Annotated in this window: 19 protein-coding genes; 9 read left to right on the top strand and 10 right to left on the bottom strand. The window is 71.9% G+C overall.

Annotated elements, in window-relative coordinates; translation table 11 throughout:
• Positions 1-11: 11 nt before the first annotated feature.
• On the bottom strand, positions 12-959 hold the full coding sequence (locus ABZ880_RS11015; RefSeq protein ID WP_361260057.1) for a TIGR03619 family F420-dependent LLM class oxidoreductase: 948 nt from the start codon (positions 957-959) through the stop codon (positions 12-14).
• Positions 956-2,194: an amidohydrolase family protein gene (locus ABZ880_RS11010; protein ID WP_361260055.1), complete on the bottom strand. Its 1,239-nt coding sequence runs from the start codon at positions 2,192-2,194 to the stop codon at positions 956-958. Before ABZ880_RS11010 ends, ABZ880_RS11015 begins: the two co-directional genes overlap by 4 nt.
• A 233-nt stretch (positions 2,195-2,427) precedes the next feature.
• On the opposite strand from ABZ880_RS11010, the gene ABZ880_RS11005 reads away from it, so the two are divergent.
• On the top strand, positions 2,428-5,379 hold the full coding sequence (locus tag ABZ880_RS11005) for a BTAD domain-containing putative transcriptional regulator (protein WP_361260053.1): 2,952 nt from the start codon (positions 2,428-2,430) through the stop codon (positions 5,377-5,379).
• A 218-nt stretch (positions 5,380-5,597) separates the two neighbouring features.
• Positions 5,598-5,783: a hypothetical protein gene (locus ABZ880_RS11000; RefSeq protein WP_361260051.1), complete on the top strand. Its 186-nt coding sequence runs from the start codon at positions 5,598-5,600 to the stop codon at positions 5,781-5,783.
• A 70-nt stretch (positions 5,784-5,853) separates the two neighbouring features.
• On the opposite strand, the gene ABZ880_RS10995 is transcribed toward ABZ880_RS11000, so the two are convergent.
• Positions 5,854-7,416, bottom strand: a complete 1,563-nt coding sequence (locus ABZ880_RS10995; RefSeq protein WP_361260049.1) for a FadD3 family acyl-CoA ligase — start codon at positions 7,414-7,416, stop codon at positions 5,854-5,856.
• Between the two features lie 93 nt (positions 7,417-7,509).
• Between ABZ880_RS10995 and ABZ880_RS10990 the strand changes: the two genes are divergently transcribed.
• The 3 genes from ABZ880_RS10990 to ABZ880_RS10980 are packed head-to-tail and all read left to right on the top strand — an operon-like array spanning position 7,510 to position 9,857.
• Positions 7,510-8,658: a lipid-transfer protein gene (locus ABZ880_RS10990; RefSeq protein ID WP_361260047.1), complete on the top strand. Its 1,149-nt coding sequence runs from the start codon at positions 7,510-7,512 to the stop codon at positions 8,656-8,658.
• A gap of 6 nt (positions 8,659-8,664) precedes the next feature.
• On the top strand, positions 8,665-9,081 hold the full coding sequence (locus tag ABZ880_RS10985; RefSeq protein WP_361260045.1) for an OB-fold domain-containing protein: 417 nt from the start codon (positions 8,665-8,667) through the stop codon (positions 9,079-9,081).
• Positions 9,078-9,857: an enoyl-CoA hydratase/isomerase family protein gene (locus tag ABZ880_RS10980; protein WP_361260043.1), complete on the top strand. Its 780-nt coding sequence runs from the start codon at positions 9,078-9,080 to the stop codon at positions 9,855-9,857. Before ABZ880_RS10985 ends, ABZ880_RS10980 begins: the two co-directional genes overlap by 4 nt.
• On the opposite strand, the gene ABZ880_RS10975 is transcribed toward ABZ880_RS10980, so the two are convergent.
• The 3 genes from ABZ880_RS10975 to ABZ880_RS10965 all read right to left on the bottom strand — a co-directional run bounded on the left by ABZ880_RS10975 (position 9,858) and on the right by ABZ880_RS10965 (position 13,843).
• Positions 9,858-10,448, bottom strand: coding sequence for a hypothetical protein (locus ABZ880_RS10975; RefSeq protein WP_361260041.1), 591 nt, complete (start codon positions 10,446-10,448; stop codon positions 9,858-9,860).
• Between the two features lie 135 nt (positions 10,449-10,583).
• Entirely contained in the window at positions 10,584-12,929 is a 2,346-nt protein-coding gene (locus ABZ880_RS10970) for a serine/threonine-protein kinase (RefSeq protein WP_361260039.1), read from the bottom strand.
• Positions 12,930-13,099: 170 nt separating this feature from the next.
• A complete protein-coding gene (locus ABZ880_RS10965; RefSeq protein ID WP_361260037.1) occupies positions 13,100-13,843 on the bottom strand; it encodes a VOC family protein in 744 nt (247 codons plus the stop codon).
• A 123-nt stretch (positions 13,844-13,966) separates the two neighbouring features.
• Between ABZ880_RS10965 and ABZ880_RS10960 the strand changes: the two genes are divergently transcribed.
• Positions 13,967-14,614, top strand: coding sequence for a TetR family transcriptional regulator (locus ABZ880_RS10960; protein ID WP_361260035.1), 648 nt, complete (start codon positions 13,967-13,969; stop codon positions 14,612-14,614).
• A 61-nt stretch (positions 14,615-14,675) separates the two neighbouring features.
• Here the strand turns inward: ABZ880_RS10960 and ABZ880_RS10955 are convergent, their stop codons facing one another.
• On the bottom strand, positions 14,676-15,128 hold the full coding sequence (locus ABZ880_RS10955; RefSeq protein ID WP_361260033.1) for an Lrp/AsnC family transcriptional regulator: 453 nt from the start codon (positions 15,126-15,128) through the stop codon (positions 14,676-14,678).
• Positions 15,129-15,210: 82 nt separating this feature from the next.
• Here ABZ880_RS10955 and ABZ880_RS10950 point away from each other — a divergent pair, with 82 nt between their 5' ends.
• Both ABZ880_RS10950 and ABZ880_RS10945 read left to right on the top strand, forming a co-directional pair.
• On the top strand, positions 15,211-15,834 hold the full coding sequence (locus ABZ880_RS10950; RefSeq protein ID WP_361260031.1) for a LysE family translocator: 624 nt from the start codon (positions 15,211-15,213) through the stop codon (positions 15,832-15,834).
• A 76-nt stretch (positions 15,835-15,910) separates the two neighbouring features.
• Positions 15,911-16,189, top strand: coding sequence for a hypothetical protein (locus ABZ880_RS10945; protein WP_361260029.1), 279 nt, complete (start codon positions 15,911-15,913; stop codon positions 16,187-16,189).
• Positions 16,190-16,198: 9 nt separating this feature from the next.
• Here the strand turns inward: ABZ880_RS10945 and ABZ880_RS10940 are convergent, their stop codons facing one another.
• A complete protein-coding gene (locus ABZ880_RS10940; protein ID WP_361260027.1) occupies positions 16,199-16,669 on the bottom strand; it encodes a nitroreductase/quinone reductase family protein in 471 nt (156 codons plus the stop codon).
• Entirely contained in the window at positions 16,666-17,907 is a 1,242-nt protein-coding gene (locus ABZ880_RS10935) for an acyl-CoA dehydrogenase family protein (RefSeq protein WP_361260025.1), read from the bottom strand. The genes ABZ880_RS10940 and ABZ880_RS10935 overlap by 4 nt, the downstream gene beginning before the upstream one ends.
• 93 nt (positions 17,908-18,000) lie before the next feature.
• On the opposite strand from ABZ880_RS10935, the gene ABZ880_RS10930 reads away from it, so the two are divergent.
• The gene (locus ABZ880_RS10930; protein WP_361260526.1) at positions 18,001-19,173 is read left to right on the top strand and encodes an acetyl-CoA acetyltransferase; all 1,173 of its coding nucleotides are present in this window, start codon (positions 18,001-18,003) and stop codon (positions 19,171-19,173) included.
• 7 nt (positions 19,174-19,180) lie between these two features.
• Here ABZ880_RS10930 and ABZ880_RS10925 read toward each other — a convergent pair whose 3' ends face one another.
• Entirely contained in the window at positions 19,181-20,494 is a 1,314-nt protein-coding gene (locus ABZ880_RS10925; protein ID WP_361260023.1) for a hypothetical protein, read from the bottom strand.
• Positions 20,495-20,552: the final 58 nt, after the last annotated feature.

Raw genomic sequence — 20,552 nt, 5'->3', positions numbered from 1 at the left:
GCCGTAACTCCTCAGAGGTCGGGGGCCACTTCCGCCCCGAAGGCCGCCATCTGGTCGGTGAGTTCGGTCCGGCTCCGGCAGCGGAACCGCACCTGGATCTGGTGCACGCCCATCTCCCCGTACGCCCGCAGCGACTCGGCGAGTTGCTCCGCACCGCCGGTGAGGGTGCGGCGGCCGACGTCCCAGGTGGGCGTGCCGAGGTAGAGGGGTTCGGTGATGGCGCCGATCACGAAGGGGGCCTCGCCGTATCCGGTAGCGGCTCCGCCGCCGGCGGCCTCCGCACGCAACCGCCGTATCCGCTCGATCTGGGCCGGCAGCCGCTCCCGCGGATCCCCCTGCGGCAGCCACCCGTCCGCCTTCAGTGCGGCCCGGCGCACGGCGGCCGGCGAGGAGCCGCCGACCCACAGGGGGACGTGCTCCTGGGCAGGTCTCGGCAGCTGCCCGAGGCCCTCGAAGTCGTAGAGCTTGCCGTGGTGTTCGGGGAACTCATCGGGGCCGAGGGCGGCCCGCAGCGCGTCGATGCACTCGTCGAGCACGGCCCCGCGCCGCTCGAAGTCCACCGCGAGCGCCTCGAACTCCTCCTGTACGTGCCCGGCCCCGACGCCGAGGACCAGCCGCCCTCCGCTGAGGTGATCGAGGGTGGCGTACTGCTTGGCGGTCAGCAGCGGGTGGCGCAGGCCCACGACGGCCACATGGCTGAGGAGCCGGACGCGCTCCGTCACGCCCGCCAGGAAGGCGAGGGTGGCGACAGGGTCGTACCAGACGGTGCTCATCGCGGCGGCCAGGCGGCGCGGTACGGCCACGTGGTCGCAGCTCGCGACGTAGTCGAAGCCGGCGCGGTCGGCGGTGCGGGCGATCTCGGCGAGGTCGTCCGGGCCGGCTGTCGCCTCCCAGGGCTCGGCGTAGATCGTGCTCTGGGACTGGACGGGCAGTTGTATGCCGTAGGTCAGGGCGGTCATGACCGCCAGAGCCCCTCGGGGGTGAGCCCCAGCAGGTCGATGGCGTTGCCGCGCACGATCCGCTCCACGACCTCCGGGTCCAGGTGGCCCATCTGCGCCTCGCCGACCTCGCGGGACTTGGGCCAGGTGGAGTCGGAGTGGGGGTAGTCGGTCTCGTAGAGGACGTTGCCGAGGCCGATCGCGTCGAGGTTCTTCAGGCCGAAGGCGTCGTCGAAGAAGCAGCCGTAGACGTGCTCGGCGAAGATCTCGGACGGCGGTCGGTGGACCTTGTCGGCGACGCCGCCCCAGCCGCGGTTCTCCTCCCACACCACGTCGGCGCGCTCGAGGATGTACGGGATCCAGCCGATCTGGCCCTCCGCGTACATCACCTTGAGGTTCGGGAAGCGCTCGAACTTGCCGCTCATCAGCCAGTCGACCATCGAGAAGCAGCAGTTGGCGAAGGTGATCGTCGAACCGACCGCGGGCGGGGCGTCCTTGGAGGTGGACGGCATCCTGCTGCTGGAGCCGATGTGCATCGCGACGACCGTGCCGGTCTCGTCGCAGGCGGCGAGGAAGGGATCCCAGTCGTCCGAGTGGACGGACGGCAGGCCCAGGTGCGGGGGTATCTCGGAGAAGGCGACGGCGCGGACCCCGCGGGCGGCGTTGCGCCGTACCTCCGCGGCCGCCAGCTCGGCGTCCCAGAGGGGGATGAGCGTGAGGGGTATGAGCCGGCCCCGGGCCTGCGGCCCGCACCACTCCTGGACCATCCAGTCGTTGTAGGCCTGCACGCAGAGCAGGCCCAGCTCGTGGTCCTTGGCCTCGGTGAAGGTCTGACCGCAGAAGCGCGGGAACGTCGGGAAGCAGACGGCGGACTGGACATGGTTGACGTCCATGTCGGCGAGGCGCTGCGGGACGTCGTAGGAACCGGGGCGCATCTGCTCATAGGTGATGACCTCGAGCTTGATCTCGTCCCTGCTGTAGCCCACGGCGGTGTCCAGGCGGGTGAGGGGCCGCTGCAGCTCCTCGTACAACCACCAGTCGCCCAGCGGTCCTTCGTCGCCGGGGGCACCCATCACGGGACGGAAGCGGCCGCCGAGGAAGGAGATCTCCTTCAGCGGCGCTCGGACCACGCGCGGGCCGGTGTCGAGGTACTTCTTCGGCAGGCGGCTCTGCCAGACGTCGGCGGGCTCCACCGTGTGGTCGTCGACGGAGATGATCAGCGGGAACTCGGTCTGCACTGTCGTCTGGGTGTCCATGGCGGCCACGGTAGCGCTGATCTGACGGTCCGTCAGCTACGCGGATACGGGCTTCTTTCTGCTCGGGTCTGTGCGGCTGCAGCCACTGGCGGCTCCGCCGCGGGGTGCGAAGACCGCGTGAGGGCCTTGTGATATCCCGCGCGCCTGGCTGTGACCGTGCCCTCCACAGCTGACGCATCGGCCTCGGACAAGGCAGACTGACGGAGTTGCACACTGTGTCTAGGGGGGCGGCGATGGACGTACCGCGAGTGCCCGAGCAGAGGCGTCCGGGCTCCTCTGCGGAGTCGGAGGCCCTGCACTTCGGCGTGCTCGGTCCGGTGCGTGCCCGGCGGGGCGAGGAGCGGATCGCCACCGGCTCCCCGATGCAACGTGCCCTGCTCGCCGCCCTGCTGCTGCGCGAGGGCCGGATGGCGACCGCGGCCGAGCTGATCGACGCCCTGTGGGGCGAGGAGCCGCCCTCGCAGGCCCTGGCGGCGGTGCGGACCTACGCCTCGCGGCTGCGGAAGGTGCTGGACCCCGGGGTCCTGGTGAGCGAGTCCGGCGGGTACGCGGTGCGGGGGCTGGCCGAGGGCGCCCTCGACCTGGCGGTCGCGCAGGAGCTCGCCGCCGAGGCGGAGAAGGCCCGCAACGCCGGGGACCTGTGCCACGCCCGCGAGGTGCTCGGCCGGGCGCTGGCGCTGTGGGACGGGGAGGTGCTGGCCGGCGTACCGGGGCCGTACGCGGAGGCCCAGCGGGTCCGCCTGGAGGAGTGGCGGCTCCAACTCCTGGAGTCCCGCCTGGACATGGACCTGGAGCAGGGCTGCCACGCGGAGGCGGTCTCGGAGCTGACCGCCCTCACCGCGGCCCACCCGCTGCGCGAGCGGCTGCGCGAACTGCTGATGCTCGCCCTGTACCGCAGCGGCCGGCAGGCGGAGGCGCTCGCGGTGTACGCGGACACGCGCCGGCTGCTGGCGGAGGAGCTGGGCGTGGACCCGCGGGCTGGGCTCAGGGAGCTGCAGCAGCGGATCCTGCAGGCCGACCCGGGTCTCGCGGAACCCTCCGCCCCGCAGGCCGAACCGGCCGCCGCCCCCGTCCGTCCGGCCCAACTCCCGGCCACCGTCCCGGACTTCACCGGCCGCAAGTCCTTCGTCAACGAACTCGGCGAGGTGCTCGCCACCGCCGAGGGCCGCGTGATGGCGGTGTCGGCGCTCGCGGGCATCGGCGGTGTCGGCAAGACGACCCTGGCCGTGCACGTCGCCCACCAGGCCCGGACGGCGTTCCCGGACGGCCAGTTGTACGTCGACCTGCAGGGCGCGGGACCGCGTGCGGCGGAACCGGAGACGGTACTGGGCTCCTTCCTGCGGGCCTTGGGTACGGCCGACTCGGCGATCCCGGAGTCCCTGGAGGAACGGGCCGCGCTGTACCGCTCGGTGCTGGACGGCCGCCGGGTCCTGGTGCTGCTGGACAACGCCAAGGACGCGGCGCAGGTACGTCCGCTGCTGCCGGGCACCGAGGGCTGCGCGGCCCTGGTGACCTCCCGCGTCCGCATGCTCGATCTCGCCGGGGCGCATCTGGTCGACCTGGACGTGATGTCCCCGGACGAGGCCCTGTCGCTGTTCACGAAGATCGTGGGCCAGGAGCGGGTGGCGGGCGAGCGCGAGGCCGCCCTCGACGTCGTGGCGGCGTGCGGCTTCCTGCCACTGGCGATCCGCATCGCCGCCTCCCGCCTGGCCGCCCGCCGGACCTGGACGGTCTCGGTGCTCGCGGCGAAGCTCGCGGACGAGCGCCGGCGCCTGGACGAACTGCAGGCCGGCGATCTGGCGGTGAAGGCGACGTTCGAGCTGGGCTACGGCCAGCTCGAGCCCGCCCAGGCCCGCGCCTTCCGCCTGCTGGGCCTGGCCGACGGCCCGGACATCTCGCTCGCGGCGGCCGCCGCGGTCCTCGACCTCCCGGTGGAGGAGACGGAGGACCTGCTGGAATCCCTGGTCGACACCTCCCTGCTGGAGTCGGCGGCACCCGGCCGCTACCGGTACCACGACCTCGTACGGCTCTACGCGCGTGCGTGCGCCGAGCGGGACGAGTGGCCGCCGAGCGACCGGGACGCGGCGATGTCGCGGCTGCTGGACTTCTATCTGGCGACGGCGGCGGGCGGTTACCTGATCGAACGGCCCGGCGACCGGCTGGTGGACCACCTGGAGCGGCCCGCATACCCGGGCCTGACGTTCTCGGACCGGCACGCGGCGCAGGACTGGCTGTACGCCGAGGCGGTCCCGCTCCTGGCCTGCGTACGGCAGTCCGCTCGGGACGGATCGCTGCGGCGCGCCGTCGACGTCCTGTGGGCGGCGGTCGACCTGGCCGAGTCGGGGACCAACTCCAAGGAGTACGAGGCGGTCGCGGTGCTGCTGAGGGAGGCGGCCCGGGAGGCCGGGGACCCGCGCACCGAGGGCCGGGCGCTGATGGCGCTGGCCTTCGTCCACCACATCTCGGGCACCATGTTCGACGCGGCCGTCCAGGAGGCGGATCGGGCCACCGAGCTGGCCGAGGCCGCCGACGACCCGCTCACCGGCTGCTGGGCGGCCAACATCAGCGGCGCGATCGCGATGTACCAGAGCCGGTACGAGGACGCCGAGGCGCACTTCACCCGCGCCATCGAGCACTTCCGCCCGCTGGGCGACCGTCCGGGCGAGGCGAGCGCCCTGTGCAACCTGTCGCGCGCGCATCTGGCCACCGGCCGGGCGGAGAGCGCGGTGACGCTGGCCCGGCAGGGCACGGCCATGTACGACGACATGGGACACGACCTGCGGGGGGCCAACGGCCGGTACGCGCTGGGCCTCGCCCTCACGCGCAGCGGGCAGCTGGCCCGGGCCACGGAATGCCTCCAGCAGGCACTCGGCGTCTTCCGGGACAGCCGGCAACACCTCTGGGAAGGCATGACGATCTTCCGTCTCGCCGAGCTCGATCTCACGGCCCGGCGCCCCGCCCAGGCCGCGTCGAACGCGGAGGCGGCGCTGACCCTGCTGCGGAGCATCGGCGGGGAGTGGCGGCGCGGCAACGTCCTCACCGTGCTGGGGCACGCCCTGAACGGGATCGGCCAGCTCGACCGGGCCCAGGTGTGCTGGCGCGAGGCACTCGACATCTTCGAGGGGCTCGGAGCACCGGAGGCGGACGAGGTCAGGAGCCTGCTGACGCCGACGGCGGTCGCCTGAGCCGACCGGCCCGTGGGGCACACGAGTGCCGTTCATCGTTCGTTTATCGCTTCCCGGCATGCTCAGTTGTGTCGGGCCGTCGCGTCGGGGGGCAGACGGAACGGCGCAGAGCCGGGCCTTTAAGGTGAACCGGCCTCAGGATCCGTCCGGCAACCCTCGGGGGAGTTGCCGGACGGATCTTGTCCATCTACCGCACGACACTGCCAGGGGAGCACCAGATGAGCGACGAGAACACCACCGACAACGTGCACGTGACCGACGAGCCGCTGACGGTGACGAGCAAGGAGACCGGCACGGTCACCACCGACAACGTCCACGTCACTGACGAGCCGCTGACGGCGACGGCCAAGGAGACCGGCACGGTCACCACCGACAACGTCCACGTCACGGACGAGCCGGCCTGACGACCAGTCGTCTCGCCACACGGGGATCGGCCGCGGCAGCCCGGAGGGGAGCTGCCGCGGCCGCCGTTCGTCAGGAACCCCGAAGCTCCCCCTTGACCACTTTCCCGCTGGCGTTCCGCGGCAGCTCCCCCACGAACGCCACCTCTCTCGGCACCTTGTAGTTGGCCATCTCCCGCCGGGCCCAGGCGATCAGGTCGTCCGACGTCATCGAGGAATCCGGACGGCGCACCACGTACGCCTTGCCGACCTCCCCCAGCCGCGCATCCGGTACGCCGATCACCGCGACGTCGGCCACGTCCGGGTGCAGGCCCAGGAGTTGCTCTATCTCCGCCGGGTAGGCGTTGAAGCCGCCGACGATGTACATGTCCTTGATGCGGTCGGTGATGCGCAGGTTCCCGGCCTCGTCCAGCACGCCCACGTCGCCCGTGCGCAGCCAGCCGTCCTCGGTGACCACATCCGCCGTCGCCGCCTCGTCCTCGTAGTAGCCCCGCATGACGTTGAAGCCGCGCACCAGGACCTCGCCGGGCTCGCCGACCGGCCCCTCGACCCGGACCTCCGTGCCGGGTATCGCCCGCCCGGACGTCGACGCGATCACCGGCAGCGGGTCTCCGCGCCGGCACATCGTCACGATGCCGCTCGCCTCCGAGAGGCCGTACGCGGTCAGTACCGTCTCCACGCCCAGTTCCCCGCGCAACTGCTCCACCAGCCGCAGCGGCACGACCGCCGCGCCCGTCACCACCAGCCGCAGGGCCGACAGGTCGTGGGTGTCCCGCGCCGGGTGGTCCAGCAGCGACTGGTGCAGGGTCGGCGGGCCCGGCAGCACCGACACCCGTTCCGCCGAGATGTTCGCGAGCGCCGTACCGACGTTGAAGACCGGCTGCGGGATCATCGTCGCGCCGCGCATCAGACAGGCGATCACCCCGGCCTTGTAGCCGAAGGTGTGGAAGAAGGGGTTCACGATGAGATAGCGGTCGCCCTGCCTCAACCCGGCCAGGTCGCACCAGACTTCGTACGCCCGCAGCGTCTGCGCGTGGGTGATCACCGCGCCCTTGGGACGGCCCGTCGTACCGGACGTGAACACGATGTCCGACGGCCAGGAGCCCTGCACCGCCGAGGCGCGCGCCCGGACCGCCGCCTCCGCGACCTCGTCCCCGCTCGCCAGGAAGTCCTTCCAGGTGCGGTAGTCGGCCGGTGCGTCGTCCGACAGCACCACCACCTGCTCCAGGTCCGGCAGCCCCGGCCCCTCCGCCACGGCGCGGCGCAGCGAGGCCACGTAGGACGTGCCCAGGAAGGTGCCGGTCACGAACAGCAGCCGGGCCCCGCTGCGACGCAGCACGTCCGCCGCCTCCGTGCCCTTGAAGCGGGTGTTGAGCGGGACCAGCACCGCTCCCGCCGAGACCGCGCCCAGTGCGGACACGATCCAGTCCAGTGTGTTCGGGGCCCAGATCCCGACCCGGTCGCCCGGCGCGATGCCGTTCGCCATGCACGCCGCCGCCGACCGCTCGACGCGGGCGCCGAGTTCGGCGTACGAGATCCGGGTTCGGCCCTCGACCACCGCCTCGATGTCCGGGTAGCGCTCGGCCGCCGACCGGACCAGTCCCGGAATGCTCCCCCACTCCAGATCACCGCGCACAGCACGCCTCCCATCCCCGGAGCTGACTACCCGTCAGATTAGCTGTACCCTGACGGCCTGTCAGCAGCCCTTCAGCAGCGTGGAGGTGTGCGCATGGCCGCGATCAAGGACGCCACCGCGATAGTCGGCATAGGCCAGACCCCTTTCGCCAAGCACCTCCCCGAGGACGAGAAGACCCTCGCCTGCCGCGCCGTTCTCGCCGCTCTCGACGACGCGGGCATCGCACCCGGCGAGGTCGACGCGCTCGCCTCCTACACCATGGAGGAGACCGACGAGGTGGAGCTGGCGAAGGCGGTCGGCTTCGGTGACCTGACCTTCTTCAGCAAGGTCGGCTACGGCGGCGGCGGTTCCTGCGCCACCGTCGCGCACCTGGCCGCCGCGATCGCCTCCGGGCAGGCCACGGTCGGCGTCGCCTGGCGCTCCCGCAAGCGCGGCAGCGGCCCTCGCCCCTGGACGAACACCAGCGTCCAACTCCCCACCCCGGCCCAGTGGACCCGCCCCTTCGGCCTGCTCCGCCCGGCGGATGAGATAGCCATGCTGACCCGCCGCTACATGCACGAGTACGGCGCCACCCGCGACCACCTCTTCAACGTCGCCCTCGCCTGCCGCAACCGCGCCAACCAGAACCCCGCGGCCGTCATGTACGAGCGCCCCCTGACCCGCGAGATGTACATGACCTCCCGCTGGATCAGCGAGCCCCTGTGCCTCTTCGACAACTGCCTCGAGACGGACGGTGCGTTGGCGTGCGTGGTCGTCTCCCGCGAGCGCGCACGGGACTGCAGACAGTCCCCCGTCTACGTCCACTCCGCCGCGCAGGGGCTCCCCGCCCAGCACCACGGCATGGTCAACTACTGGAACGACGACCCGCTCACCGGCCCCGCCTGGACCGCCGCCCGACACCTGTGGAAACACGCGGACTTCACGCCCCAGGACGTCGACGTCGCCCAGATCTACGACGCGTTCACCGCCCTCGTCCCCCTCTCCCTGGAGGGCTACGGCTTCTGCGCCCGCGGCGAGGGCGGGGCCTTCACCGAGCAGGGCGCACTGGAGACGGGCGGGCGGCTGCCTTTGAACACCGGCGGCGGCGGGCTCAGCGAGGCCTACGTCCACGGCTTCAACCTCATCAACGAGGGCGTCAGACAGCTGCGCGGCACCAGCACCGCCCAGGTCCCGGGCGCCGCCACCTGCCTCGTCACCGCCGGTGAAGGGGTCCCCACCTCCGCCCTGTTGCTGAGGAGTTGAGCGACCATGCTGACCCCCGTCACCGACACCGACGGCGCCCCCTTCTGGGGCTATGCCCGCCAGGGCGAACTCCGCGTCCAGTCCTGCGCCGACTGCGGCGAGCTGCGCTTCCCGCCCCGCCCCTGCTGCCCGCACTGCCAGTCCTTCGGCAGCGAGTGGCACCCGGTCTCCGGCCACGGCCGCATCTGGTCCTACGTCGTCCCCCACCCGCCCCTGCTGCCCGCCTACGCCGAGCAGGCGCCGTACAACGTGATCGTCGTCGAACTCGCCGACGCCCCCCGCATCCGGCTGGTCGGCAACCTGGTCGCCGAGGCCGGCGCACGTCTCGACTCCGTCCCGCCGGAACGCATCCGCATCGGCGCGAAGGTGCAGGTCGTGTTCAGCGGCGACGGCCTCCCCCAGTGGGTCCTGGAGCGCCCGTGACGACCACCGTGGCCCTCACCGCCGACAAGGACACCGGCGTCGCGACCGTCACCCTCGACCGGCCCGAACGCCTCAACGCCATCGACCTCACGATGCGCGACGAACTCTGCGAGATCTGGCGGGAGTTGCGGTTCGACGGCACCGTACGAGCCGTCGTCCTCACCGGCGCCGGAGAGCGGGCCTTCAGCACCGGCCTCGACCGGGACGCGGTCGTGCCGCAGCCCGACTCCCCCTACATGGCGGACGATCCGCTCCTGCGCGTCGGCCCGAAGTCCAACGACCTCTGGAAACCGGTGATCGCCGCCGTGCGCGGCATGGCCTGCGGGGGCGCCTTCTACCTCCTCGGCGAGTCCGACTTCATCGTCGCCGACACCACCGCCGCCTTCTTCGACCCGCACACCTCCTACGGCATGGTCAGCGCATACGAGTCCGTGCTGATGGCCCAGCGGATGCCGTACGGCGAGGCCGCGCGGATGATGCTCATGGGCACGGCGGAACGGCTCTCCGCGCAGCGCGCCCACGACATCGGCCTGGTCTCCGAACTCACGGGGCCCGGCGGTGCGTTGGCCGCGGCGACCGACTGCGCGGCCGTCATCGCCGGCTACCCGCCCGAGGGCGTCCAGGGCACCGTCCGCGCCCTGTGGGCCGCGAAGGAGACCGCCCTGGCCGCCGGGTTCGCACAGGCACCGCACCTGGTCTCGCTGGGCAATCTGCCGGCCGAGCGACAGGCGGAGCTGTTCAACGGGCGGCGGGCCGGGGAGTTCCGGCTGCGATGACTACGAGCCGTACACCTCGGGATCGACCTCGCAGTGGTCGACCTGGTCGATGAGGCCGGAGTAGAGGTAGACCTTGACGGTCGCCCTGCCCTTGGCGGGCACCTCGACGTCGGCGGACTTCTGGACGAGTTCGTTGTCCTGGGCGTCCTTGAAGGTGACGTCGACCCAGTAGTCGACCTCGCGCCCGTTCGGGTTGCCGACCTCGACCGTCGCGTAGGGCTTCTGCACGGTCGCGCAACTCAGCAGCTTCGCCGTGCCGTCCAGCGTGCTGCTGCTTCCCGTGCTCGAGGAGGTGGGCGTGGAACGGTACGTGGGCCGCCGGGTGTACGAACTCCCGCCGCTGCTGCTGCCGTAGCTGCCGTCGTCATCGTCGTCGTAGGAGCTGTCGTACGACCCGCCCCCGGACGTCGACGACGACGAACTGTCGTGATCCTGGCTGGAACTGCTGCACCCGCCCCCGCCGCCGTGCCCGTACCGGCTGCTGCTGTGGCGGCCCTTGGAGCCCTTCGAGCCCGTCGAGAACCCGGTCAGGGCCAGGACCACCAACGCGATGACAGCTGTGAACTTGAGACTGCGCCCCCGTGCGATCATGCCGCAACCCTAGCGATCACCTGTCACGGCCATGTCACCGCATGGCGACCACCACGCACCCGGCGTAGCGTCGGGGTGGGACGGCCGCCGTCCACACCCTTCCGTGCACTTGGTACGACGGCCGTCACCAGCAGCTCAGGTGGTCCGGGCGGTTCCGGTGCCCTTCTCCGCGTCCAGCGCGTACACGCAGCGGTCCTTGCTGCAGGCGTACACGACGCCGTCCTTGACCACCGGCGCCCCGGTGATCTCGCCGCCGGTCGCGAGCTTCCAGCGCAGTCGGCCGTCGTCGGCCTTCAGTGTGTACAGCAGGTGGTCGGTCGAGCCGAAGTGGATACGGCCCTCCGCCACCGCGGGCGCGCCCACGATGTCGCCGCCCGCCTGGAAGCGCCACTTGGGCGTGCCCGTGACCGCGTCCAGGGTGTACAGCCCCTTGCCGCTGCCCACGTGCACATGGCCCGCGGCCACCAGGACCGGGTCGATGGACGACCGGGACTCCGTCGCGATGCGCCAGCGGTCGCGGCCGTCGGCGGCGTCGAGGGCGTAGACCGTGCCGAGGTAGTCGGCGAGGTAGATGCCGCCGCCGGTGACCGCGGGGCCGGGGGCGAAGGTGGGCGGGGAGAGGAAGACCGCCGGGGCCTCGAAGTGCCACTTCACATGGCCGCTCGCGATGTCCAGGGCCAGGACCCGGGTGCCCGCCGACACGTACACATAGCCGTCCGGCGCGGGCGACACCCGTACCGGAACGCCGCCGCAGGAGGCCGCGTCGCCGATCGGGTACGACCAGCGCTCGTCGCCCGTGCGCGCGTCCAGGGCACGCAGGCGGGCGTCCTGCCAGACGTACACCGTGCCCTCGTGGACGGCGGGCCCGGCCTCCGGTGACTCGAAGTCGGTCTGGGCGCCGGTCAGCTCCCACAGCTTCTGCCCGTTGGACGCCTCCCAGGCCTGGACGCCACCGCCGCGCGTGCCGGTGACGACCGTGCCGCGGTCGGCCTGGAGCGAGTACACCCACGCGTCCGTGGACAACCGCCACAGGTCCGCGCCCTCGCGGCAGTCCAGCGCGAACAGCGTCGGCCCGTCGGAGGCGTGGATACGGCCGTCCGCGACCGCCATCGACCAGGCCACGTCCCGTGTCTTGAAGCGCCGGCGGCCGGTGCCGACGTCCAGGGCGTGCACCTCGAAGGAGGTGACGTAGACGAGGTCGCCGGCGACGGAAGGGGTGCCCCACACGTCGTTCGACATACGGAAACGCCACGGGCGCCAGCCGCTCGCCGTCTCCGGGGGCACGGGCGGCGCCGACGGTGCGACGGCGTCGGTGCCGTTGACGCCGGGTCGCGGCTTGGACCAGGAGGCGGCCAGGGCAGCCTCCGGCGGGGGCGCCTTGACTGCCGCGGCACGGACGTCGGAGACGCGGGGGCCGGGGCCGATGGGCACCTGGGCGCCGGCCAGCCGGACCGGGCCGGAGTCGGGGCCGCCGACGGGGACGGGCGCCGGGACGACCGGGTCGCGCGAGGGCGGGGGCGGCACCGGAGCGGGGCGGGCGCCGCCGCCGCTGCGGCCGCCGCCCTGGCCGGGCTTGGCCGCCGGGCGGCCGTTGCGGCGCGACTCGATGAGGGTGACCGCCTTCTCGGGCAGCCACGCCGACGCCGTACCGCTGTCGTCGGAACCGGAGCCGAAGAGGTGGGGGGCCAGCTGGGCCTGGAGGTCGGCGGGGTTGGGGCGGCCCGTCGCCTCCATCTGCATCAGGGACTCGATCAGCGGGCGCAGCTCGTCCGGGAGGCCTTCGAGGTCCGGGCCCTCGCGCAGCAGCATGAAGACGGTCTCGACCGGGTTGGCACCGTGGAAGGGCGGATGCCCGGTGGCGGCGAAGACGAGCATCGAGCCGAGCGAGAAGACATCGCTCGCGCCGGTCACGCTCCGGGAGTCCTTGGCCTGCTCCGGCGACATGTAGGCGGGCGTACCGACGGCGACGTTCGTCATCGTCAAACGGGTGTTCGAGACGCCGGAGGCGATGCCGAAGTCGATCACCCGGGGGCCGTCCTCCACCACGAGGACGTTGGACGGCTTGAGGTCGCGGTGGACGAGTCCGGCGCCGTGGATGGACTGCAGCGCCTCCGCGACACCCGCCGCGAGCCAGCGCACCGCCTGGGCCGGGAGCGGCCCGCACTCGTTCACTATCTCCTCGAGGGAGGGCGCGGGGACGTACGCGGTGGCCAGCCACGGCACGGCCGCACGCGGGTCGGCGTCGACGACGGCCGCCGTGTAGAAGCCGGAGACGGCTCGGGCCGCCTCCACCTCGCGCGTGAAGCGGACGCGGAAGAGCTGGTCCTCGGCGAGCTCGGTCCGGACGGTCTTGATCGCCACGCGCCGGCCGGACGCCGAGCGCGCGAGATAGACCAGCCCCATGCCGCCGGCACCCAGCCGTCCCAGCACCTCGAACGGCCCGATACGCCGCGGATCGTGCTGCGTCAGCTGATCCACCACTTGCCTGCCACCTCCCCGTACAAGCCGCGCCATTCCACATATGTACGCGACCCCGTGCAGCGTCTCACCACCGCACCGCCATGGCGGCACGCACCCCGATTCTTCCTGTCCCGGGCACTGGTTGCGAACCCAGGGGCGAATCGGGGTGTCTCATGCCAAAAACGGATGTTTCACCGCTCGACCGCCCATCTGACCCGCTCCAGCACGGCGAACGACGTCCCTTGATTGTCGGTGACGACCGCCACCTTTCCGTACGACGTCTCGAATGGTGGTGACTGGACGCGCCCGCCGAGCCGGTTCACCGTCCTGAGGGCGGCCTCACACTCCTCGACCGCGAAGTGGACGAGAAAGTGGGGCGGCATTTCGGCCGGAAAGACGTCCGAGACCGCCGCGCGGCCGAAGTCGGGCCTGGCGTCCGGCCCGAACAGGGCGTCGTGGAAGAGGTCGCCGTAGAAGGTGTTGGCGGTCTCGGTGTCGCGGGCGTACAGCTCGACCCAGACGAAGGTGCCGACCTCGTGCCGTCTGCCGAAGCCGGGGTGGCTGTCCGGCTGCCAGAGACCGAAGACGGCACCCTCGGGGTCGGTGACCAGCGCGGCCAGGCCCAGGTCGCCGACCGGTACGGGTGCCGTGACGACCTGGCCGCCGGCCGCCCAGACCCGGTCGGCCAGCGCCTCCACGTCCGGCGTCGCGAAGTACACCGTCCACACCGTGGGCAGCCGCCCGTCCGTCTTGCGCGCCAGTGCGGCGACGGGCTCCCCCTCACGATGCGCCCACACCGAGCCGCCGTACGCGTCCTCGAAGGTCCACCCGAAGAGCTCGCCGTAGAACCGCTTGCCCGCCTCGACGTCGGGAAGCTGCGCGTCCACCCAGCACGGGACGCCCTCTCCGTATGCGGATGCCCTGTTTTCGGCCATACCGCCAAACTAACGGCGACTCACGCACCCCGCAGGACCAGGCACACCTGCCCCTCCCCGCTCAGGCACCCCATTTGCAGTCGGCCGAATCGCGCTCCGATCACCCCTCGGTAAGCTGACGGCATGACAGGACAAGTGCGTACCGTCGACGGCCGCGTGGCCGGCCGGCGTGGGCAGGCGACCCGGCAGAAGCTGCTCGACTGCCTCAGCGAGATGCTCAGCTCCTCCCCCTACCGGGACGTCAAAGTCATCGATGTCGCCCGGAAAGCGGGCACTTCACCCGCGACCTTCTACCAGTACTTCCCGGACGTCGAGGGCGCCGTCCTGGAGATCGCCGAGCAAATGGCCACCGAGGGCGGCCAGTTGACCGCGCTGCTCGAGGGCCGCTCATGGGTCGGCAAGGCCGGCTGGCAGACCGCGCAGGAACTCGTGGACGGTTTCCTGGAGTTCTGGCGCAAGAACGACGCCATCCTGCGCGTCGTCGACCTCGGTGCGGCCGAGGGCGACAAACGCTTCTACAAGATCCGCATGAAGATCCTCAACTCGGTGAACAACTCCCTTGCGGAATCGGTCACCGAGCTGCAGGCCAAGGGCAGGGTCGACAAGGACGTGAACCCGGCGGCGGTCGCCGGTTCGCTGGTCGCGATGCTCGCCGCGGTCGCCTCGCACCAGAAGGGCTTCCAGACGTGGGGCGTCAAGCAGGCCGAACTCAAGCCGAATCTGGCGCTGTTGGTGCACCTGGGTGTGACCGGCAAGAAGCCGACCAAGTAATCCGGCGCCAGTCCTGTCTGGCAGGCGGCGGCTCATCCGACGTGAGCCGCCGCCTGCCGCTCTATGCGGGCAGCGGCCGGTCCCGCACCACGTGCTTCATCACCAGCGTCGAGGTCAGCCGCTGCACCCCGGGCAGCGTCGCCAACCGCTCGTCGTACAGCCGCTGGAAGGCCGCGAGGTCGGCCGTCGCCACCCGCAGCAGGTAGTCGGGCTCGCCGAACAGCCGCTGCGCGTCCAGCACATGGGGAATCTCCGCCAGCGCCCGCTCGAACTCCGCGACCGTGTCCCGGTCCTCCTGCCGCATCGACACGAAGACCAGCGCCTCGAAGGTCAGCCCCACGGCGGCCGGCGCCACCACCGCCCGGTATCCGCTGATCGCCCCCGACCGCTCCAGCTCCCGCAGCCGCCGGTGGCACGGCGAGACGCTCAGCCGCACCCGCGCGGCCAGCTCGGTCACGGTCAGCCGCCCGTCCTGCTGCAGCTCGGCAAGAATCTTCCGGTCCACGTCGTCCATGAAGAAGATATTTGCTCAGAACTCGCGATCATGAGCAAACTTCGACAACACTTTCGGGCCATTCACGCCTAATGTCCCCCACATGGACACCGCACTGCTGCTTTCCTTCCTGACCCTCGACCTCCTGCTGGTCTGTGTGCCGGGCGCCGACTGGGCGTACGCGATCTCGGCCGGCCTGCGCGGACGTTCGGTGGCGTGGGCGGTGGGCGGCCTGGTCGCGGGGTACGCGCTGCACACGGCACTGGCGGTGGCGGGCCTTGCGGTGCTGGTGGCCGGGGAGCCGCGGCTGCTGACGGCGCTGACGGTGGCGGGGGCCGGATACCTGGTGTGGCTGGGGTGGGGCGTGCTGCGCCGGCCGGGCGTGCCGGGGGCGGCCGAAGACCCCGGGGAGGAGGCGTCCCGCGCCCGGGTGTTCCTGCGCGGCGCGACGATCAGCGGTCTGAACCCCAAGGGCCTGCTGCTCTACCTGTCGGTCCTGCCGCAGTTCCTGACCGCCCACGGAGCGCTCCCGGTCCCCGTCCAGACCGCCGCCCTCGGCGTGCTCCACATGGCGTGCTGCGCGGCCGTCTACCTCACGGTCGGCCTGGGAGCCCGGGGCGTCCTGGGCACCCGCCCGTCCGCCGCCCGCGCGGTGACGCGCACGTCGGGGGCGGCGATGCTGGGGATCGGGGCGTTTCTGCTGGTCCAGCGGTTGGCGACGTTGTAGCGGGGTTGAGTGGTTGCCGCCCTGTTTGCGTACGTATGGGCAGGCACTCCGCTACTCCGCGAAAGGAGAGGCGATCATGAACCTCCTGAAGCGTGCGGCCCCGGCCCTTGTGACGGTCGCCTTGATGACCGGCACCGCGGGCCTCGCCGCGGCTCCGGCCTTCGCGGCCCAGCCCGGCGTGGAATGCGACGAGTTCCCCAGCAGCCCCGGGCACTCCGCGCTCTCACCCGGCTCCCCGTTCAACGAGGACGGCGTCTCCGGCACCCACTACGCGGGCGAGCAGCCGCAGAACTCCAAGAACATCCACTCGGTGTCGCAGTACGACGTGGCCTGCGAGAAGGTCTCGGCGCACTGACACCCGGCCTCATCTCCGTACGATCCTGAAAAGCCGTATCTCCCGCTCCACCCGGGCCTGATAAGTGGCGTACGGCGGCCAGAAGGCCAGCGCGGTCTTCCAGGCCGCCGCCCGCTCCTCGCCCTCCAGCAACCGGGCCCGCACCGGAATGTCCGCGCCCTTCCAGCTGACCTCGGCGTCGGGGTGGGCGAGGAGGTTGTGGGTCCAGGCCGGGTGGTCCGTACGGCCGAAGTTGGAGCCGATGAGGATCCAGCTGCGCCCGTCGTTCTCGGGCATGCAGGCGAGTGGCGTACGGCGCGGCAGCCCGCTCCGCGCGCCGGTGGACGTGAGGATCACGCCCGGCAGCATCTGGGCGCTGAGCAGGACCTTTCCGCGGGTGAGCCGGTGGACGGCCCGGTCCAGCGCGGGCACAACGTGCGGGGCGACCTTCACGAAGCCCCGCGTCGACGAGACCTTCTGCACCAGCCGTGCGCCGATCACACCGTCACCTCCCGGCCCTGTCCGAAGAGCCGCGCCGTGTCGGCGGCGTGCGCCCGCAGCCGGTGCACCGGCCCGAAGAGCAGCTCGTCGCCGGAGGCGCGCTTGAAGTAGAGATGCGCCTCGTGTTCCCAGGTGAAACCGATGCCGCCGTGCAACTGGATCCCTTCGGCGGCGGCCCCGCGCAAAGCCTCCAGGGCCTGCGCGAGGGCGAGCCCGCCGACCCGCCCGCCCGTCTCCCGCCACCGCCCTTCCAACGAGGCGCTTCGCGCCGCACCTCCTGATTCGTTCACCGAAGCCCAGGCCGCGTAGTACGCGGCCGAACGCGCCGCCTGCACCTGGACGTACACATCGGCCAGCCGGTGCTTGACCGCCTGGAAGGACCCGATCGCCCGCCCGAACTGCTCGCGCTGTTTCACGTACTCGACCGTCCGCTGCAGCACCCGGTCGGCGGCCCCGACGGCCTCGCAGGCGAGCACGGCGGCTGCGGTGTCGCCGAGCGAGGAGAGCGCGCCGAGGACGTCACCGTCTTCAGCGCCGAGCAACTCGGCCTCGACGTCCCGGATTTGGAGGCGGGCCTGCGGCCGGGTGGCGTCGAGGGCGGTCTGCCGTACGCGCACCAGCCCCGCCGCGTCCCCCGGTACGAGGAAGAGCCGGGTCCGCGACCGCGCAAACCCCCCGGTGTGCGCGGCGACCACGAGCAGCCCCGCGCTGTGCCCGTCGAGCACCTGCCCGGCCTCCCCGTACAACCGCCACCCCTCCCCCGCCCGCCGGGCCTGCACGCCCCCCGCGCGCCCGCCGCCCGCCCACTCCCCGCCGTTGTCGCCGGTCAGCGCGAGGGCGGTGGCCAGGGCGGTGCCGGGGACGGCGAGGGCGGCGGTGAGTGCGCCGGAGGCGAGGCGGGGGAGCAGGGTGGTGCGCTGGGCGTCGGTGCCGAGGGCGAGGATCAGCGGCGCGGCGAGGACGCAGGTCGCGAGGAACGGGGAGGGGGCGAGCACCCTGCCCGACTCCTCGGCGGCCAGGGCGAGTTCGGTGCTCGAGCAGCCGACCCCGCCGTACGCCTCCGGGAGGGCGAGTCCGGGCAGTCCGAGCCGGTCCGCGAGGGCGGTCCACAGCGTCGGGTCGTGTCCGGCGGGGGTGTCGAGGGCGGCGCGCAGCTCCTCGGGGCCGCAGTGCTTGCGGAGCAGTTCGCGCAGGGTGCGGCGGATCTCGTCCTGCTCGGCGGTGAAGCCGGCGTCCATGGCTGTCCCCCTCTTCCCTCCGGATCTGACGGTCCGTCATATTAGGAGCGCCGGAACGAGATGCACAGGGGCAGGAGGCCTCTCATGACTCCCATGGCTCCCGGGGGCCGCAAAGTGGCCGTGGTCGGGGTGTCCCTCTCCGACTGCGGCCGGGTGGACGACGCGACGCCGTACACACTGCACGCCCAGGCGGCCCGCCGAGCGCTGGCGGACGCGGGGCTCGGCCGGGAGGTGGTGGACGGCTTCGCCTCGGCGGGCCTCGGCACGCTTCCGCCGGTCGAGGTGGCCGAGTACCTGGGCCTGCGCCCCACCTGGGTCGACTCCACGGCGGTCGGCGGCTCGGCCTGGGAGGTGATGGCGGCGCACGCGGCGGACGCGATCGCCGCCGGGCACGCGAACGCGGTCCTGCTGGTGTACGGCTCCACGGCCCGCGCGGACATCAGGGCGGGCCGGCGCACGGGCAACCTGTCCTTCGGCTCCCGCGGCCCGCTCCAGTTCGAGGTGCCGTACGGCCACACGCTCATCGCCAAGTACGCGATGGCGGCCCGCCGTCACATGATCGAACACGGCACGACGATCGAGCAGTTGGCGTCCGTGGCCGTACAGGCGAGGGCGAACGCGGCACTGAACCCGGAGGCGATGTTCCGCGACCCGATCACGGTGGACGACGTGCTCGACGGGCCGATGATCGCGGACCCGTTCACGAAGCTGCACTGCTGCATTCGTTCCGACGGCGGGGCGGCGGTGCTGCTGGCCGCCGAGGAGTTCGTACGGGACTGTCGTACGGCTCCGGTGTGGGTGCTCGGGACCGGGGAGCACGTCTCGCATTCCGCGATGTCGGAGTGGGCGGACTTCACGGTGTCGCCGGCGGCGGTGAGCGGGCGGCTGGCGTTCGAGCGGGCCGGGGCGGGGCCCGCGGAGATGGACTTCGCGCAGATCTACGACGCGTTCACGTACATGACGCTGGTGACCCTGGAAGACCTGGGGTTCTGCGGGAAGGGGGAGGGCGGGGCGTTCGTGGAGAAGGGGCGGTTGCTGGTGCAGGGCGGGGAGCTTCCGGTGAACACGGACGGGGGCGGGCTGTCGGCCCAACATCCGGGGATGCGCGGGTTGTTCCTGCTGGTGGAGGCGGTACGGCAGCTGCGAGGGGAGGCGGGAGCGAGGCAAGTCCGGGGCGGAGACGGGGAGTTGCCACGGCTGGGGGTGGCTTCGGGCACGGGCGGCTGGTTCTGTTCTTCCGGGACCGTGGTGTTGGGCCGGGGGTGAACCGGGCTCACCTGCCGACCGTGATCACGGCTTTGTCGTTGGCGGGACGGGGGTCACGGCGGACCGTGCCCGCCTTCGTCGCCGCCTCCGTGTCCTGGACGATCACACTGCCCGTTCCGGGTTCGCCCAGGCGCAGGGTGAACTCGAAGGTGCGGGTCTCACCGGGTGCGAGGTCCTCGATGGGGCAGGTGTAGGTGAGGATGCCGCTCTCGCAGTAGGGGCCGTACTCGCCGTCGTCGATCTCCGTCGTCGGCTGCTTCAGGACGCCGCTGTCGTAGGGCTGACTGAAGACCAGCTCCGCGACGTCGCCCGGGTCGCCGGGGCCGTTGTTGCGGACGGTGAGGCGGAGTTTGCGGATGTCGCCGGGGTCGCCGTGCAGGTCGACGTCGGTGACCTCGTAGTCGGCGTGGATGTCGAGGGTGAGGCGGGTCTCGCTGCCGCCGGACTCGAAGGTGCCGCGCGCCGAGGGCCGGGCCTCGGCCTCCAGGGACGGCCCGTCGCCGAGGTCACCGTTCCTGGACTCCGGCTCGGTGTCGAGGGGCCGGACCTCCGACACGACCGTCCCGGACATCACCGTCTTCGAGGCCCGCACCCGCACCCCGCCCTTCAGGGCGAAGGTCTCCCCCGGCGCGATCCGCACGTCCGGGATACGGCAGACGGCGATGTTGCCTTGGTACTGCTTCGGGTCGAGGTACCGGCAGTTGTCGTACCGCTCGACGAACTCGGCCGCTCCGACGCGGAGTTCGATGTCCAGTCCCCGCACGGGCACGGTCCCGCTGTTCCGCACGACGAGCGGCGTGGTCACCTCGGCGCCCGGACGGACGTCCTTGAACGCCTCGGGGGCCGACACCTCGACGACCGGCTCACCGACGACAACTTTCGTACGGGCGGTGAGCTTCTTGCCGTCCTTCGTGGTGTACGTGAAGCGCACGACCGCGGAGTCACCGGCCTTGGCGCCCTTCGCGGCGACCGGGACGACGCGTTGCGATGCGCCACCGTCGATGAAGACGCCCGAGATGTCACAAGTGACGTGCGCGGCACCGCCCTTGCAGTCCGGCCCGCTCCACCGCAACCAGACGACGCCCACCGACCCGCCGACCACGTCCACGGTGACCCGCCGGGTTCCGGTACGGGGGTAGGGCTCATCGCCGTCGACGCGGACCTGGAACTCCGGTTTGTTCTCGACGGCGGTCTTCTCGCCGTACGGAGGGAGGTAGTACACCTCGGGCGCGGAGAGGGAGGTGGGCTCGTTGCCGGTGCAGGCGGTGAGGACGCCACCGCCGAGCAGGAGGGCGGCGAGGAGGACGGGTGAGCGCCTCACACTGCCGCCTCCTTCGTCTCTACGATCGTCAGGGACTCGCCAACCTACTCCCGCCCCG

It is taken from the genome of Streptomyces sp. NPDC047043, assembly GCF_040644055.1.
Classification (GTDB): domain Bacteria; phylum Actinomycetota; class Actinomycetes; order Streptomycetales; family Streptomycetaceae; genus Streptomyces.
Note: the sequence above shows the minus strand (reverse complement) of the source record. Positions and strands in the feature narration are given on the sequence as shown.

What these genes read in the sequence shown, in the direction of transcription:
- ABZ880_RS11015 (WP_361260057.1), bottom strand. Translation starts at nt 959, where the DNA reads ATGACCGCCCTGACCTACGGCATACAACTGCCCGTCCAGTCCCAGAGC.
- ABZ880_RS11010 (WP_361260055.1), bottom strand. Translation starts at nt 2,194, where the DNA reads ATGGACACCCAGACGACAGTGCAGACCGAGTTCCCGCTGATCATCTCC.
- ABZ880_RS11005 (WP_361260053.1), top strand. Translation starts at nt 2,428, where the DNA reads ATGGACGTACCGCGAGTGCCCGAGCAGAGGCGTCCGGGCTCCTCTGCG.
- ABZ880_RS11000 (WP_361260051.1), top strand. Translation starts at nt 5,598, where the DNA reads ATGAGCGACGAGAACACCACCGACAACGTGCACGTGACCGACGAGCCG.
- ABZ880_RS10990 (WP_361260047.1), top strand. Translation starts at nt 7,510, where the DNA reads ATGGCCGCGATCAAGGACGCCACCGCGATAGTCGGCATAGGCCAGACC.
- ABZ880_RS10985 (WP_361260045.1), top strand. Translation starts at nt 8,665, where the DNA reads ATGCTGACCCCCGTCACCGACACCGACGGCGCCCCCTTCTGGGGCTAT.
- ABZ880_RS10975 (WP_361260041.1), bottom strand. Translation starts at nt 10,448, where the DNA reads ATGATCGCACGGGGGCGCAGTCTCAAGTTCACAGCTGTCATCGCGTTG.
- ABZ880_RS10965 (WP_361260037.1), bottom strand. Translation starts at nt 13,843, where the DNA reads ATGGCCGAAAACAGGGCATCCGCATACGGAGAGGGCGTCCCGTGCTGG.
- ABZ880_RS10960 (WP_361260035.1), top strand. Translation starts at nt 13,967, where the DNA reads ATGACAGGACAAGTGCGTACCGTCGACGGCCGCGTGGCCGGCCGGCGT.
- ABZ880_RS10955 (WP_361260033.1), bottom strand. Translation starts at nt 15,128, where the DNA reads ATGGACGACGTGGACCGGAAGATTCTTGCCGAGCTGCAGCAGGACGGG.
- ABZ880_RS10950 (WP_361260031.1), top strand. Translation starts at nt 15,211, where the DNA reads ATGGACACCGCACTGCTGCTTTCCTTCCTGACCCTCGACCTCCTGCTG.
- ABZ880_RS10945 (WP_361260029.1), top strand. Translation starts at nt 15,911, where the DNA reads ATGAACCTCCTGAAGCGTGCGGCCCCGGCCCTTGTGACGGTCGCCTTG.
- ABZ880_RS10935 (WP_361260025.1), bottom strand. Translation starts at nt 17,907, where the DNA reads ATGGACGCCGGCTTCACCGCCGAGCAGGACGAGATCCGCCGCACCCTG.
- ABZ880_RS10930 (WP_361260526.1), top strand. Translation starts at nt 18,001, where the DNA reads ATGGCTCCCGGGGGCCGCAAAGTGGCCGTGGTCGGGGTGTCCCTCTCC.